Origin of the sequence: Mesorhizobium sangaii (assembly GCF_014207355.1) — a bacterium.
In the GTDB taxonomy this organism is placed as follows: Bacteria; Pseudomonadota; Alphaproteobacteria; order Rhizobiales; family Rhizobiaceae; genus Mesorhizobium; species Mesorhizobium sangaii.
In genome coordinates, this window is record NZ_JACHEF010000006.1 from 400,981 (window position 1) to 414,873 (window position 13,893).

At 62.6% G+C, this 13,893-nt stretch carries 18 protein-coding genes, 1 tRNA gene and 1 pseudogene; 7 read left to right on the forward strand and 13 right to left on the reverse strand.

The window, feature by feature from the left end; genetic code table 11:
- Positions 1 to 19 precede the first annotated feature (19 nt).
- From HNQ71_RS27405 to HNQ71_RS27435, 7 genes are all read right to left on the reverse strand, one after another.
- The gene (locus HNQ71_RS27405; RefSeq protein ID WP_095084859.1) at positions 20 to 898 is read right to left on the reverse strand and encodes a 3-hydroxybutyryl-CoA dehydrogenase; all 879 of its coding nucleotides are present in this window, start codon (positions 896 to 898) and stop codon (positions 20 to 22) included.
- 118 nt (positions 899 to 1,016) lie between these two features.
- Positions 1,017 to 1,946: an electron transfer flavoprotein subunit alpha/FixB family protein gene (locus HNQ71_RS27410; protein WP_184876247.1), complete on the reverse strand. Its 930-nt coding sequence runs from the start codon at positions 1,944 to 1,946 to the stop codon at positions 1,017 to 1,019.
- A 23-nt stretch (positions 1,947 to 1,969) separates the two neighbouring features.
- The gene (locus tag HNQ71_RS27415; RefSeq protein ID WP_184876249.1) at positions 1,970 to 2,719 is read right to left on the reverse strand and encodes an electron transfer flavoprotein subunit beta/FixA family protein; all 750 of its coding nucleotides are present in this window, start codon (positions 2,717 to 2,719) and stop codon (positions 1,970 to 1,972) included.
- A 180-nt stretch (positions 2,720 to 2,899) separates the two neighbouring features.
- Positions 2,900 to 3,700 (reverse strand): rhomboid family intramembrane serine protease, encoded by an 801-nt coding sequence (locus HNQ71_RS27420; protein WP_184876251.1) that lies wholly within the window; start codon positions 3,698 to 3,700, stop codon positions 2,900 to 2,902.
- 33 nt (positions 3,701 to 3,733) lie between these two features.
- Positions 3,734 to 4,315, reverse strand: a complete 582-nt coding sequence (locus HNQ71_RS27425) for a cob(I)yrinic acid a,c-diamide adenosyltransferase (RefSeq protein ID WP_184876253.1) — start codon at positions 4,313 to 4,315, stop codon at positions 3,734 to 3,736.
- Positions 4,316 to 4,333: 18 nt separating this feature from the next.
- Positions 4,334 to 4,525 carry a twin transmembrane helix small protein gene (locus HNQ71_RS27430; RefSeq protein ID WP_184876255.1) on the reverse strand — a complete coding sequence of 64 codons (192 nt, stop codon included), beginning with the start codon at positions 4,523 to 4,525 and terminating at the stop codon, positions 4,334 to 4,336.
- A gap of 23 nt (positions 4,526 to 4,548) precedes the next feature.
- A complete protein-coding gene (locus tag HNQ71_RS27435) occupies positions 4,549 to 5,415 on the reverse strand; it encodes an SDR family oxidoreductase (protein WP_184876257.1) in 867 nt (288 codons plus the stop codon).
- A gap of 58 nt (positions 5,416 to 5,473) precedes the next feature.
- On the opposite strand from HNQ71_RS27435, the gene HNQ71_RS27440 reads away from it, so the two are divergent.
- Positions 5,474 to 6,325 (forward strand): YihY/virulence factor BrkB family protein, encoded by an 852-nt coding sequence (locus HNQ71_RS27440; RefSeq protein WP_184876259.1) that lies wholly within the window; start codon positions 5,474 to 5,476, stop codon positions 6,323 to 6,325.
- Here the strand turns inward: HNQ71_RS27440 and HNQ71_RS27445 are convergent.
- From HNQ71_RS27445 to gluQRS, 3 genes and pseudogenes are all read right to left on the reverse strand, one after another.
- Positions 6,295 to 7,208, reverse strand: a pseudogene (locus HNQ71_RS27445) (DMT family transporter). The gene HNQ71_RS27440 and the pseudogene HNQ71_RS27445 sit on opposite strands and share 31 nt — an antisense overlap.
- 155 nt (positions 7,209 to 7,363) lie before the next feature.
- On the reverse strand, positions 7,364 to 7,582 hold the full coding sequence (locus HNQ71_RS27450; protein ID WP_184876261.1) for a hypothetical protein: 219 nt from the start codon (positions 7,580 to 7,582) through the stop codon (positions 7,364 to 7,366).
- Positions 7,583 to 7,721: 139 nt separating this feature from the next.
- Positions 7,722 to 8,597 carry a tRNA glutamyl-Q(34) synthetase GluQRS gene (gene gluQRS, locus HNQ71_RS27455; protein WP_184876262.1) on the reverse strand — a complete coding sequence of 292 codons (876 nt, stop codon included), beginning with the start codon at positions 8,595 to 8,597 and terminating at the stop codon, positions 7,722 to 7,724.
- A gap of 72 nt (positions 8,598 to 8,669) precedes the next feature.
- Here gluQRS and HNQ71_RS27460 point away from each other — a divergent pair, with 72 nt between their 5' ends.
- Both HNQ71_RS27460 and HNQ71_RS27465 read left to right on the forward strand, forming a co-directional pair.
- Positions 8,670 to 9,311: a DNA-3-methyladenine glycosylase family protein gene (locus HNQ71_RS27460; RefSeq protein WP_184876264.1), complete on the forward strand. Its 642-nt coding sequence runs from the start codon at positions 8,670 to 8,672 to the stop codon at positions 9,309 to 9,311.
- Positions 9,312 to 9,438: 127 nt separating this feature from the next.
- The gene (locus HNQ71_RS27465; RefSeq protein ID WP_006328497.1) at positions 9,439 to 9,996 is read left to right on the forward strand and encodes an HNH endonuclease; all 558 of its coding nucleotides are present in this window, start codon (positions 9,439 to 9,441) and stop codon (positions 9,994 to 9,996) included.
- A gap of 184 nt (positions 9,997 to 10,180) precedes the next feature.
- Here HNQ71_RS27465 and HNQ71_RS27470 read toward each other — a convergent pair whose 3' ends face one another.
- A complete protein-coding gene (locus HNQ71_RS27470) occupies positions 10,181 to 10,699 on the reverse strand; it encodes a disulfide bond formation protein B (RefSeq protein ID WP_184876267.1) in 519 nt (172 codons plus the stop codon).
- An 82-nt stretch (positions 10,700 to 10,781) separates the two neighbouring features.
- Positions 10,782 to 11,366 (reverse strand): YqaA family protein, encoded by a 585-nt coding sequence (locus tag HNQ71_RS27475; RefSeq protein WP_184876269.1) that lies wholly within the window; start codon positions 11,364 to 11,366, stop codon positions 10,782 to 10,784.
- Positions 11,367 to 11,658: 292 nt separating this feature from the next.
- On the opposite strand from HNQ71_RS27475, the gene HNQ71_RS27480 reads away from it, so the two are divergent.
- The 3 genes from HNQ71_RS27480 (at position 11,659) to HNQ71_RS35575 (ending at position 13,090) form a co-directional block, all read left to right on the forward strand.
- Positions 11,659 to 11,743 (forward strand) — tRNA-Leu (locus HNQ71_RS27480).
- 972 nt (positions 11,744 to 12,715) lie between these two features.
- Complete coding sequence (locus HNQ71_RS27485) at positions 12,716 to 12,952, forward strand: hypothetical protein (RefSeq protein ID WP_184876271.1); 237 nt, start codon at positions 12,716 to 12,718, stop codon at positions 12,950 to 12,952.
- 6 nt (positions 12,953 to 12,958) lie between these two features.
- A complete protein-coding gene (locus HNQ71_RS35575) occupies positions 12,959 to 13,090 on the forward strand; it encodes a hypothetical protein (RefSeq protein ID WP_281391411.1) in 132 nt (43 codons plus the stop codon).
- Positions 13,091 to 13,184: 94 nt separating this feature from the next.
- Here the strand turns inward: HNQ71_RS35575 and HNQ71_RS27490 are convergent, their stop codons facing one another.
- Positions 13,185 to 13,493 (reverse strand): hypothetical protein, encoded by a 309-nt coding sequence (locus HNQ71_RS27490; RefSeq protein WP_184876273.1) that lies wholly within the window; start codon positions 13,491 to 13,493, stop codon positions 13,185 to 13,187.
- 189 nt (positions 13,494 to 13,682) lie between these two features.
- On the opposite strand from HNQ71_RS27490, the gene HNQ71_RS27495 reads away from it, so the two are divergent.
- A complete protein-coding gene (locus HNQ71_RS27495; protein WP_184876275.1) occupies positions 13,683 to 13,892 on the forward strand; it encodes a hypothetical protein in 210 nt (69 codons plus the stop codon).
- The last annotated feature ends 1 nt before the right edge of the window (position 13,893 follow it).

Here is a 13,893-nt window from a genome sequence, read left to right on the forward strand (position 1 = left end):
CGATCAGCCTCAGACCTGATTAGCGCGTCGGAACGGGATGCTCGCCGCGATAGTCGTAGAAGCCGCGCCCGGTCTTGCGGCCGAGCCAGCCAGCCTCGACATATTTGACCAGCAGCGGGCAGGGGCGGTATTTCGAATCCGACAGGCCGTCGTGCAGCACCTGCATGATCGACAGGCAGGTATCCAGCCCGATGAAATCGGCCAGCTGCAGCGGGCCCATCGGATGGTTGGCGCCGAGCCGCATGGCGGTGTCGATGGCGTCGACCGAGCCGACACCCTCATAAAGCGTGTAGATCGCCTCGTTGATCATCGGCAGCAGGATGCGGTTGACGATGAAGGCCGGGAAATCCTCCGAGACCGTGATCGTCTTGTCGAGCTGCTTCACATAGGTCTTCGCCGCCTCGAAGGTCTGGTCCTCGGTGGCGATGCCGCGCACCAGCTCGACCAGCTTCATCAGCGGCACCGGGTTCATGAAATGGATGCCGATGAAACGTTCCGGCCGGTCGGTCTGCGCGGCAAGCCGCGTGATCGAGATCGACGAGGTGTTGGTCGCCAGGATGGCTTCGGGATTGAGCTGCGGACAGAGCTGGGCGTAGATCTTGCGCTTGACAGTCTCGTCCTCGGTCGCTGCCTCGATCACCAGGTCGGCGCCGGCAAGATCGGCCATCGCCGGGGCGGAGGCGATGCGCGCCATCGCTTCGTTGCGCACCTTCTCGTCGAGCTTGCCTGACCCCACCTGGCGGGCCATGTTGCCGCTGATGGTGGCGATACCCTTCTCGATGCGGTCGGGCGATATGTCGTAGATCAGCACCTTGTAGCCCGAAAGGGCGGAGACATGGGCGATGCCGCCGCCCATCTGGCCCGCGCCGATGATGCCGATCGTCTCGATCTTGCTCATTACACCGATCCCGTCAAAAGGCCTTTGCGGCCTGCTTTTTTGTGCGGTGCAAACTAAAAGGGCGGGGCGACTTCGTCTACCCCACCCTTCACTATTTAATACGCTTTGGCAGAGAGCGTCAAAGCGCCTTTTGCAGTTCCGGCAGGATGACGAAGAGGTCGCCGACGAGGCCGTAGTCGGCGACCTGGAAAATCGGTGCCTCCTCGTCCTTGTTGATGGCGACGATGACCTTCGAATCCTTCATGCCGGCGAGGTGCTGGATGGCGCCGGAGATGCCCACCGCAATGTAGAGATCGGGGGCGACGACCTTGCCGGTCTGGCCGACCTGCCAGTCGTTGGGCGCATAGCCGGCGTCCACCGCGGCGCGCGACGCGCCGACGGCGGCACCAAGCTTGTCGGCGACCGGCAGGATGACTTCCTGGAACTTCTCCGAAGAGCCCAGCGCGCGACCACCCGAGATGATGATCTTGGCCGAAGTCAGTTCCGGACGGTCGGTCTCCGAGAGCTTGTTCTCGACGAAAGTGGAGAGGCCGGGGTTGGCCGCCGCCTTGACGGTCTCGACAGCGGCCGATCCGCCCTCGGGGGCTGCCTGGAAGGAGGCGGTGCGGACAGTGATCACCTTCTTGGCGTCGGTCGACTGCACCGTCTGGATGGCGTTGCCGGCATAGATCGGCCGCTTGAAGGTATCGGGCGAGACGACCTCGATGATCTCGGAGACCTGCGCGACATCGAGCAGGGCCGCAACGCGCGGCGCGACATTCTTGCCCGACGAGGTCGCCGGCGCGATGATGGTGTCGTAGCCGCCCGCGAGCGACACAACGAGTGCCGCCGTCGGTTCGGCGAGGCGCTCGGCAAGCTCGTCGGCCTCGGCCAGCAGTACTTTGCTCACGCCCTTCAGCTTGGCGGCGGCATCGGCTGCACCCTTGGCGCCCTTGCCGGCAACCAGCACATGCACGTCCGAACCGATCTGCAGGGCCGCGGAAAGCGCCTTGGCGGTCTGGTCGGAAAGGGTGGCGTTGTCGTGTTCAGCAATCAGAAGAATAGCCATTTTCGTGTTCCTTTCCCGATCGCTTACAAAACGCCGGCTTCGTTCTTGAGCTTGTCGACCAGTTCGGCGACGCTCTTGACCTTGACGCCTGCCTTGCGGCCGCTCGGCTCCTCGGTCTTGATGACCTTCAGCCGCGGCTTGACGTCGGCGCCGTAGTCGGCCGGGGTCTTTTCGTCGAGCTGCTTCTTCTTGGCCTTCATGATGTTGGGCAGCGAGGCATAGCGCGGCTGGTTGAGGCGAAGGTCGGCGGTCACGATCGCCGGCATTTTCAGCTCCACCGTCTGCAGGCCGCCGTCGACTTCGCGCGTCACCTTGGCCTTGTCGCCGTCGAGCACCACCTTGGAGGCGAAGGTGCCCTGCGCCCAGCCAAGCAGGGCCGCCAGCATCTGGCCGGTCTGGTTGGAATCGTCGTCGATCGCCTGCTTGCCGAGGATGACGAGGCCGGGCTGTTCGGCGTCGACGACGCCCTTCAGCACCTTGGCGACGCCGAGTGGCTCGGTCTGTTCGTCGGTCTTGACCAGGATGGCGCGGTCGGCACCCATGGCAAGCGCGGTGCGCAAGGTTTCCTGCGCCTGCTGCGGGCCGATCGAAACGACGATGATCTCTTCGGCCTTGCCGGCCTCCTTCAGCCGGATCGCCTCTTCAACCGCGATCTCGTCGAACGGGTTCATCGCCATCTTGACGTTGGCGAGTTCCACCGCCGAACCATCAGCCTTCACGCGAACCTTGACGTTCGCATCCACAACCCGCTTTACGGGCACAAGGATCTTCATTGCCTGTCACCTCTTCAAGATAATTAGGCGCGCTATAACAGCCTGCGCCCTTTCTGAGTTGTCGAAAGCCGACATTCCGGATGGAAATTCTGGTCTTTGACCGCCTTAGGCTGCGACGGAGACGTTTCCGTAGTTGCGGCAACCCTGCACGTCAATACGCTGCAAGCCGCTCAAATCGGTTCAGTCCGGACTGGAAGCGTTTCCTCGCCCCCAGCGCGGCGTTGCGGCAGGCGGGTCGGGGGTCACCGGTTCGGCCGCAACGGCAGGCTGGTCAGCGGGAGCGACAGCGACATCCTCGTCGGGGCCGGCAAACAGCGGCACGCCGCGGCTGCGCAAGACAAGCACCAGAATGGCGCCGGCGATGATGCCGCCGATGTGGCAGGCCCATGAAATCTGGTCCTCGCCGCCGGCGGCAAACATCACCACCTGGAACGCCACCCACAGGACCAGCGGGATGAAGGCCGGAATGCGCAGCGGGATGCGGGCAAAGGCCAGCACCCATACCTTCACGCGAGGATAAAGGATCAGATAGGCGACGACCACGCCGGCGATGGCGCCGGACGCACCGATCAGTGGCACCTGCGAATCCCAGGCGATGAGGCCCTGGAAGGCGGCTCCGGCGATCGCGCACAACAGGTAGAAGATGAGGTAGCGGACGTGCCCGAGGGCGTCCTCGACATTGTCGCCGAACACCCACAGGAACAGCATGTTGCCGCCGAGGTGGAAGATGTCGGCATGCAGGAAGGAATAGGTCAGGTAGCTCAGGCTTTCGGGGACGACGACAAAGCGAGGATCGAGCTCCGCGGTGTCATGGACAACGGCCGGGATGAAGCCAAGGCCAAGCACGGCGGCATTGGAGAAATTCTCGCCGCCGAGCGCGGTGGCGAAGTAGACCAGGGCGTTGACCACGATCAACCCGATCGTCACATATTGGAGGCGGATGTGCCGCAGCCTGTTGGTGTCGTAAAGCGGGATGAACATCGGTCCCCTGGCCCCCTCGCGCTTTCGGACAGTTCAGCGGTTCTTGCCGGGAACCCATAGCACGTCGCCATTTCCATTGTCATTGACCGCCCGGGCGGCGACAAACAGGAAATCCGAGACGCGGTTGATGTATTTCAACCCGTCGCGGTTGACGTGCTCGCTGGGGTCCAACGCCAGGGCCACCATCAGCCGTTCGGCCCGCCGCGCCACGGTGCGGGCGAGATGGAGGGCGGCGGCGGCCGGCGTGCCGCCATTCAGCACGAAGGATCTGAGCGGCTGAAGATCCTTGTTGAGCAGGTCGATATCCTTTTCGACCCGGTCGGTCTGCGTGGCGATGATGCGCAGCGGCTCATAGCCGAGCGGCTTGCCGTCATCGGGCACGGCGAGATCGGCGCCGAGGTCGAAGAGATCGTTCTGGATACGGGAAAGCATGGCGTCGATCGTCGGGTGGGTTGTCGCTGTGTGAACCCGGGCGAGGCCGATGCAGGCATTGGCTTCGTCGACCGTGCCGTAGGCATCCACCCGCAGATCGGACTTCAGCCGCCGTTCGCCGGTGCCGAGACCGGTGGTGCCATCATCGCCGGTGCGGGTGTAGATCTTGTTGAGTTTGACCACATCGCCTCCCGAACGGCCTCACTTGCGGGTGAAATACACCGCCAGCAGGATCAGCGCCAGCGCCACGGCCTGCAGCAGAACACGCGCCTGCATCAGCTTGTTGGAGGTGACGCCGGACCCGCCACGCATCATGTTGACGAGGCCGCGAACGAGCACGATCACCACGGCGACCATGACCAGAATGGCGAGGATGTTGAAGACGGTTGCCATGGTGTGTTCCCAGTTCGGTTGGTTCAGGCGCGTTTGGCAAGGAAGCGGTAGAGCAGCGATGCAGGCAGGATGCGTTTGAGAGCCGCGCCGATCTTAGCCGGCACTGTTACCACATAGTGCGGGCGCGGGCGCCGCGACAGAAGCGCATGGCGCAGCGCCGCATGAACCACTTCCGGCCCCGGCTTCAGTGCCGATTGGCTGCCGCCGGCCCGCAGCCTTGCCAGTTGCGCCTCATAGTCGAGGCGGTGGACCGAATTCTCGTGGTCGATGTTCTCCAGGAACCATGGCAGCGCATTGCTGGCGATCTTCGACGTTACCGGCCCGGGTTCGATCAGCGAGACATGGATGCCGCTGCCTCGAAGTTCCTGATGCAGGCATAGCATCAAACCCTCCAGCGCGTGTTTCGAAGCCGAATAGGCGCCGCGAAAGCGCACCGGCGCGAGGCCGAGGATCGACGAGCAGTGGACGATGCGGCCATGGCCCTGGCGGCGCATCACCGGCACCAGCCGCCGGGTCAGGTCGTGCCAGCCGAAGAAATTCGCCTCGAATTGCTGCTTGAGCGCGGCCACCGGCAGGTCCTCGACGGCGCCGGGTTGCGCGTAGGCGCCGTTGTTGAACAAGGCGTCGAGCCGGCCGCCTGTGCGATCCAGAACCGATGCGACCAGTGCTTCAATGGATGCGGCTTGACTGTAGTCGAGATAGAAGGCCTCGATGCCGTCCGCTTCGAGTGCGGCGATGTCCTCCGGCTTGCGTGCCGTCGCGAACACCCGCCAGCCTTCCGCCTTCAACGCGCGGGCGCAGTGGGCGCCTATTCCCGAAGAGGCGCCGGTGACGATGATCGAGCGCAACGCTTGCGCCGGACTGTTCATGGTTTCGCCAAGGGTTGCCATTTGCCGCAATCCCTTCCCATATTCGCGGCGTCGAGACAATCGAAGGGAGCGCGGGTTCTTGCTGCGGAATATTGTCGCCCTGCGCCGCGTGCTCTACGACGCGCTCGGCCATTTCAACACCGATGACGGCTGGGCGATGGCCAGCCATTTGGCGATCACCTCGCTGATGGCGCTGTTTCCATTCCTGATTTTCGCCACGACGCTAGCGAGCTTCCTCGGTGCGCAGGCATTCTCAGACACGGCGGTGCATCTTGTCTTCGACACCTGGCCCGAGCAGATCGCCAAGCCGATCGCGCGCGAGGTGCTCAATGTGCTGACCGTCAGGCGCACCGACCTGTTGACCTACGGCGTTTTGCTTGCCGCCTACTTTGCCTCGAACGGCATCGAGGCGTTGCGCACATCGCTCAACCGCGCCTATCGCGTCTCGGAAACGCGCGGCATCATCTACCGCCGGGTGCAGAGCATCATTTTCGTTCTGATCGCGACGGCCGGTTTCCTGGCGATCAGCGTGCTCCTGGTGTTCGCGCCACTGCTGGCGCGGCTCGCCGAAGCCCATATCGAAGGCATCAAGCCCTATATGGGCACGATCACGCTATGGCGGTATGTCATCGCCTCGGCAGTCATCGTCGGCGGATTGTTTGCCGTGCATTTCTGGCTGCCGGCGGGCAGGCGCCGCCTGGTCTCGATCGTACCGGGCATCATCTTCACGCTGGCGGCATGGCTCGTCGGTTCGACCGTCTTCGCCACCTATCTCGATCACTTCTCGTCTTATGTGACGACCTATGCCGGCCTCGCCTCGATCATGATCGCGGTGGTCTTCCTCTACATGCTCTCGGCAATCTTCATCCTCGGCGGCGAACTCAATGCCGCAATCAGCCGCTATCTGGAGGCGCGCGCCCGAGTCGGTTGATTGACGGACTGAGGCTTGGCCGGTCGTGCCGTTGCCAGGCCAACGCCGAATGTCGTGATCGCCATGCCGACAATCTGCAGCGCGTTGAGCTGCTCGTCGAACAAGGCCCAGGCGATGAGGCCGTAACCGCCGGTACCAGGTAGAACAGCGAGGCCACTTTCGACATCTCGCCGTCGCGGATCATCACCATCAGCAGGAAGATGGCGCCGAGCGACAGCACCAGCACCAGCCAGGCCATGGCGAAGATCAATTCGCCGTTGATGACGACGGTGCGTGTTTCGAAGGCGAGCGAAGCCAGGATCATCAAAGAGGCGCCGCCGACATATTGCCACATGGTCGCCGCGACGAGGTCGCCGCCAGAGGCAAAACGCTTCTGCCAGATAGTGCCGGCGCTCATGCCGAGCACCGAGACAAGCGAGGCGATCAACGTCGCCGCCGTCACGCCTCCGCCAAGCGCGCCCAGCTTCGGCCATAGCACGATGACGATGCCGATGAGGCCGATGCCAAGCCCGGCCCAGTGACGCGGCAGGATCGCCTCGCCGAGAAACTTGCCGGCAAGCACGGCCGTGATCAGCGGCTGCAGGCCGACGATGAGGGCCGAAAAGCCGGCCGGCATGCCCCTGTGGATGGCCCAGAAGACGGCGCCGAGGTAGACGCCGTGCATCAGGATGCCAGCGCCGGTGGCGTGCAGCGCTTCAGTGCGGGTGGCTCTCTTCGACCCCAGCACGAGCATCAGGACGGCCAGCAGGATGGCAGCCAGCACGAAACGCGCGGCAAGAAAGGTGAACGGCTCGGCCCATGGCATGGCGTAGCGCGCGCCGATGAAGCCGGTTGCCCACAGGACAACGAAGGTGGCGGGAATGAACCGCTTGATGCTTTGCATGTTCGGGAGACCGCCGCCCTGGGGAGAGTTGATCGTGGCGCTGCTCTAATGCGGTTCAAGCCGGCGCGCAAAACGAAACGATTGATCCATACATCACCGGAATTCAATCGACGGCGAATTCGGCTCAGTTTGAAATTTCGGGGACTGATTTTTTGCTACCAGCTGCACCCCGGCCATTTGATAAGCGGGCTGTGCCCATAGACAGCTTCCCTATCGTCACATGATTTGACCACCGACCATACCGGATCGCCGTTGTCGTCGGTCTCGTTGTTCACCATGACCGAAACGATATGGTCCGGGTATCTGGCGCCCTCGATTGCCGTCAGGCTGTCGCGAACGCGCGCCTTTTCTTCGTCAGTCAGATGTCGCTTCATGGAAGCCTCCACCGCTTGGCGGCAAGCATACAGAAATTTTGACCGTCACGCGACAGTCGGTTGATGGCGGTTGACGACGGGACAAACTTCAAACCGACGTGACCCGAATTCGCCACGCGGTTTCTCTGCCTCGCCAGGCTCAAAGCCCGACCATCCGCCTGACGTCCTCCGGCGTTGCGCCGGTATCGCGCAAGGCGGCAAGGCCGGTGTCGCCGAGGCTCTTGGACAGCTTTCGTCCGTCCGGTCCAAGGATAAGGCGATGGTGGAAGTAGGCCGGTTGCGGCAGTCCGAGGAGTTCCTGCAGCAGGCGCTGGACACCGGTAGCGGAAAACAGGTCCTGGCCGCGCACGACATGGCTGATGCCTTGCAGGGCATCGTCCATGACGACGGCGAGGTGATAGCTGGTCGGGATGTCGCGGCGCGCCACGATCACATCACCCCAGTCCTGGGGCCGGGCTTCGATCGCCCGTGTCGCGACGAGCGTCTCATCGCTGAATTCGGCCCATGACAGGTCCTTGCCGGCACCTGCCACGGCGGCGTCGATATCCAACCGCCAGGCGAAAGGCGCGTTCTCGGCGATCCGTCGCTTGCGTTCCTTCACCGGCAGCGCCTTATCGGCGCCGGGGTAGAGCGGCACGCCATCGGGATCGCGAGGCCAGTCGCGCCCGCGTTCTTCGCTGTCGGTGATGAAGGCGCGGATCTCACCACGGCTCATGAAGGCGGGATAGACGAGTTCATCCCGAATCAGCCGGTCAAGCGTCGTCTCGTATTCAGCGAAGTGCTCGGATTGGCGGCGCACCGGCTGTTCCCAGCCAAGCCCCAGCCATTTCAGATCGGCGAGCACGCCGGCCTCAAATTGCGGCGTGCAGCGCGTCGTGTCGATATCCTCGATGCGCAGCAGCAGGCGGCCGCCGGCGGCATCCGCCAATTTCTGATTGAGCAGCGCCGAATAGGCGTGGCCGAGATGCAGGTCGCCGTTGGGGCTGGGGGCGAAGCGGAATGTCAGGAGTGTCATTTGTCCGGCGGCAATCAGGTTTTGCGGCGCTTCGCCAATTGCTACCCTGTCGAGGGTCAAGGAACAAGAAACATGCAGCGCATCGCCACATCAGACGACATTGCCCGGGGGCTCGACGCGCTTTGCGTGATCGATCCGCGCCTGGAAAAGGTGCGCGGCATGGCCGGCGAGGTGCCGCTGCGGCTTTCCGAGCCCGGGTTCCGGAGCCTGGCCTCGATCATCGTCTCGCAGCAAGTGTCCCGCGCCAGCGCCGATGCGATCTTCGGCCGGCTGACCAAACTCGTCGATCCGCTGACGCCGCAGGCGATACTTGCCGCCGGCGAAGACATGTTTCGCGAGGCCGGCCTGTCGCGGCCGAAGCAGCGCGGCCTGATCGCCATTGCCCAGGCGGTGTTCGACGGCCTCGACCTCCATCACCTTTGTTCGCTCGATGCCCAGGAGGCGATCACGACGATGACGGCGGTGTCCGGCATCGGCCCATGGACGGCGGAAGTGTATCTTTTGTTCGCCGCCGGCCACCCCGACATTTTTCCGGCGCGCGACGTCGCCTTGCAGAGCGCGGTCGGTCACGCGCTCGGCATCGAGCCGCGTCCGCCGGAGAAAACACTGATCGCACTGGCCGAATCATGGAGCCCGTGGCGAGGTGTCGCATCGCGGCTTTTCTGGTCCTATTATCGCGAAACCAGAGGGCGGGACGCGGCGCCGCCGGCTTAATCCGTAAAAAGGCATGAAAATCACGCATTTTTGGCGCTTCAGCGACGCGACAATCCGCTTCACATCCCTGTCATGTCAGGCTTACAGTATCCGCGCCGTTCGGGTCTAGAACCAAGGAGGTAAACACGTGACGGTCGCCGTATCTCCGGATGGGCTTCCAGCACTGGTGCTGAATGCGGATTACCGTCCGCTCAGCTATTATCCTCTGTCGCTCTGGTCCTGGCAGGATGCCATCAAGGCGGTGTTCCTCGACCGGGTGAACATCGTCGCCGAATACGAGCACGCTGTCTCCTCGCCGACCTTCTCGATGAAGCTGCCGAGCGTCGTCAGCCTGAAGGCCTACGTGAAGCCATCCAGGCACCCGGCCTTCACCCGCTTCAACGTCTTCCTGCGCGACCGCTTCCAGTGCCAGTATTGCGGCACGCCGGAGGACCTGACCTTCGATCACGTCATCCCCCGCCATCGCGGTGGCGCCACGACGTGGGAGAATGTCGTTGCCGCCTGTTCGCCCTGCAATCTCAGGAAGGGCGGCATGATGCCGGCGCATGCCAAGATGTGGCCGCTGCAGAAACCCTTCCAGCCGACGGTGCACGATTTGCACAACAACGGCCGCCTGTTCCCGCCCAACCATCTGCATGAAAGCTGGATGGATTATCTGTACTGGGATGTCGAACTGGAACCTTGAGATGGTTCGATAATTCGGGAGGCCGGCCGCCTGAAGCGATTTTCTGCGCTTCCGGTGCTCACGTACTTCAGTACGCTCCGCTCCGGTTCTCGAAAATCACTTCATTCGACTCGGCCTGCCGAATTCTTGGAACCATTTCGCGCTTGAACCATCTCGCGTCGGCGCAAAATGATTTTGCGGCAGGTCAGTCGCGGGTGAGGGCGCCGCGGAAGGCGACGGCGGCGAGGACGAGGCTGGCGATGGCGTTCCAGCCGGCCAGCGACAGGCCGAGGATGCGCAGCGCCGCCTTGTCGCAGGAGGGCGGCACGAACTTGTCGAGCGCGTCGAGCACGCCCTTGCCGCCGGTGTCCACCGGTCCGGCGCCCGCGGTGCAATCGGTCGGGCCGGCCCACCACTGCCATTCGACGCCGGAGTGATAGACACCGAGATAGAGGCCGTAGAGCATCAGCAGGCCGCCTATGGCCAGCAGGCCGCGCGTCAGCCACGCCGGCGCGTGCAGCGTGGATGCAATCACCGCCAGCAGCATCAGCGGCGCGCCGATGTAGTAGGGGGTGCGCTGTTCGAGACAGAGGTGGCAGGGGATGTAGCCGCCGAGATACTGGAAGCCGAGCGCCGAGCCCACTGTGGCAGCCATGGCGACGGCGAGAAACAAGGCGATGCGCGTCCGCTGGCGTCCGGTGTCGGCATTCATGGTCGCTGTCATCGTGTTCTTCGTCCGTTGAGTTCGCCGCGCTCTTTGTCCCTGTCCTTGTCCCAACAGCGCCGGCCACTTTTGGGCGACAGGTCTAGAGCGCGTATTTGACGACGATATAGAGCAAAATCAGGGCAGCCGCCCCGGCGCCCGCGATCAGTCCGAGACGCTTTTCGATGAATTCGCGGATCGATTCGCCATATCGGCGCAGCAGCCAGGCCAGCAGCAGGAAGCGCGCGCCGCGAGCGACGATGGCCGAGATGATGAAGATCAGCAAATTGACGTGCAGGGCGCCGGCAAGGATGGTGACGACCTTGATCGGCGGCAGGTGCGCGAGACCGGACGTAACGAGCAGCACCAGCATCAGGCCGGTGCCAGAATTCTGCCAGCGCTCGAAGGTCGACAGGCCGCCGAAATGCTCCAGGATCGGGCGGGCGATGGCGTCGTAGGCGAAATAGCCGATCATCCAGCCGGCGATGCCGCCCAGCACCGAGGCGGCCGTGGCGGTCAGCGCATAGCGGTAGGCGCGGTCGGGGCGTGCCAACGCCATCGGCAGATAGAGCACATCGGCCGGCACGAAGAAGAACGAGCTTTCAATGAAGGCGATGATGGCAAGCCACCATTCCGCGGATTTCCTTGCCGCCAGCGACAAGGTCCAGTCGTAAAGTCCGCGAAGCATCGGCACTCCTATGCGTGTCGCCCAAACGGTGCGCAGCGGTTTCGGGACATTGGCATGCACAACCGACGGGCATGCACAAAAGAAAGACCCAAAGCGCGCGCCGTCCATCCAGTGGGACGCGCCTCGCTTTGATGCGCCGCCTGTCTAGAAAGATTTTCCGCGCTGCACAATGGCAGCGCCGTCACGAAATCGAAAGGTGAAGTTTGGTCGCATCCGGGCCATCGACAATTGGCCTGTTGACGAACAGGCCCCCAACCGTATAGTCCGCGCCCATCCAGGCCGCCCGGCCTGAGCCCCTATGGCGGAATTGGTAGACGCGCTCGACTCAAAATCGAGTTCCGCAAGGAGTGCTGGTTCGATCCCGGCTAGGGGCACCACGCCATTTTCCAGGCGCTGATTTTGTTCAGTTTTTCGCCTTGATCCCGAGAGCCGGATTGACGCATCCAACGGCGCTGTCCACAGCCCAGCCGAACATGGCCGAGGTCAGCTTTACGATCTCGTTTTGCGCGCCGGCCGCCCATGACTTGGCCGCTGCCGCAAGGTGGCGGCCTTTTGCGTTGGCAGATACCTGGCTGGATCGAACCCGACAAAAGAGGCTGGAACATTAGCAGGCTTGAATTGTTGAGTTCATGCTTCGGACGCCGCTGCTTGGCTCCGTCGCAGGCTGGTGGGCACATCGGCCGGCCCGCGCCAGCGGTCCCTCCGTGGCGCGGGCTTTTGGGGCCAGACAGTACCTGCGGCGCCTCGGACGGGGTTCAGATAAATGGTGGACAATACCACCAGAAAGCCTTGGCTTCCTCTTCAGGCGTCATCGGACGGATCTCCCATGAGTCCGTTTTCGCGATGTAACGTGTCCAAATGGGCGTGCCTTCTTTGCTGACGCTTTCGTGCCAGGCGGTAAACCCCATCATTGGCAATAGAGCTTCTCGGAGTGATCGAAGCTGCAGTGCTGCCGTGTGCATGCGAATGACCTCTCTTCGCTGGGCGCCACCACCGATTTCTGCCTGCCTCACCCGGCACAACGTCGTGGCGTTGCCGACCGTCTTCCAGCGGTCCGGCGGCCATAGCGGTGGCTCGGTGTTTGACCGCCGGGCCTTACCGGCAAAGAGGGGTGGGTTTGCCGGCTGGTAAATTATAGGCCGTTTATTCGAATATTCAATTTCTCTAAAATGATCGGTCCGCAGCCAACCGCGCAGCCGCTCGTTGCCCTATGCTGGTTTTGATCCCCAGCATCCATGACTGCCCCGCTGCCGCTCCGAGGCGGCGACACCAGCCGGCTCGGTTTGGTTGGAACCTGGATTGGGTTCGAGAGTTTATGGCGCGCGACCTTTGTGTGGAGGTGGCTAGCCATGAGGATCAAAGTTGCACCAGAGCTCTGCAACGTTGCGGCGGCGGCTGACGAAATCATGAGCGAGGCGAAGGGGAAGGCGCCCCTTTCTGTCATACTGACGGTTTCCCGACTTCGACAGAAAACCGGATCGATGCGATCGGATGCCGATCTGGAGGCTCTTGTCGCAAAGATGGCTGCGGCTCGCGGTGTAGCCCTGGTGATGGACAGGAAGGCTGATCAATTCGCGCCTGGGTGAACAGCAATGGCAGCGTTGGCGTTTGAGACGGTCTATCTTTTCGGCCTGACGGGGGACGACCTGTTCGGCGGGCTCGTATCGCTGGTGGCGTGCACGTTGCTTTTCAACGCTTTGGCGAAGGATCGCTCAAACCCATAACCGTGCGTACGAGGTCGAAGCATGATCAGGCCCATCGTGCGGCACGATGCTGGTGTTGCGGATGGAGATTGAGGAATCCGTAGAAGAAAGGGCCTCAGAGTGGCGTCCTGCGCTGCTTTGGCCGGTGTCTCTCGATGAGCCTGACCATATCGATTTCGACCGTCACCAGCGGCCCCAGGTCGATTGTCACCGTCTCGTCATCGATCCGGGTGACCTCGCCAACAAGCTCGATCTGATCTCCCCGCTGCACCTTGGTGCGGATCGAATGCGCAAAATCATAGCTTCGGATCGATTGCGGGCAATCATAGTTCGGGACCGACACGCTGACGCGCTCATCGTCAATCCGCCTGCGCACCGTGGCCGTGACCCCCACCAGATCTCCAATGCCAATTGCCAAAGTCATGCAGCGTACCGGCCACTCCGGTGGGTTTGTTACTGCCGCACTGATTAATTTATGGGTATATTAGCAACTGCGCAATTACGCCTATTGACGGTAGCAAGCCGTTGGCGACCACACGTTGCCGTGCCCTCCGAAGCGGGACGTGGCGCGGAATATGCGACGGCATCATCATATAGAGGAGAGGAGTGAAAAATGATGCGTCAAGATGGAACAACAGCGCGAAAAGCAGGAAAACGGCGTGTGCCAGAATGGCGCCTCAACAAGAGAACGTTTGAGGTTCCGTACCTCATGAAGCTTGGCAACATTGGCCGCCAGGAAGCGCTGGCTTTGATCGCCAGGCATAATGGAGACAGAGACGAAATCACTGCCGAGCTGTTTTCGCGGAGAGGTCGATCACATTAGG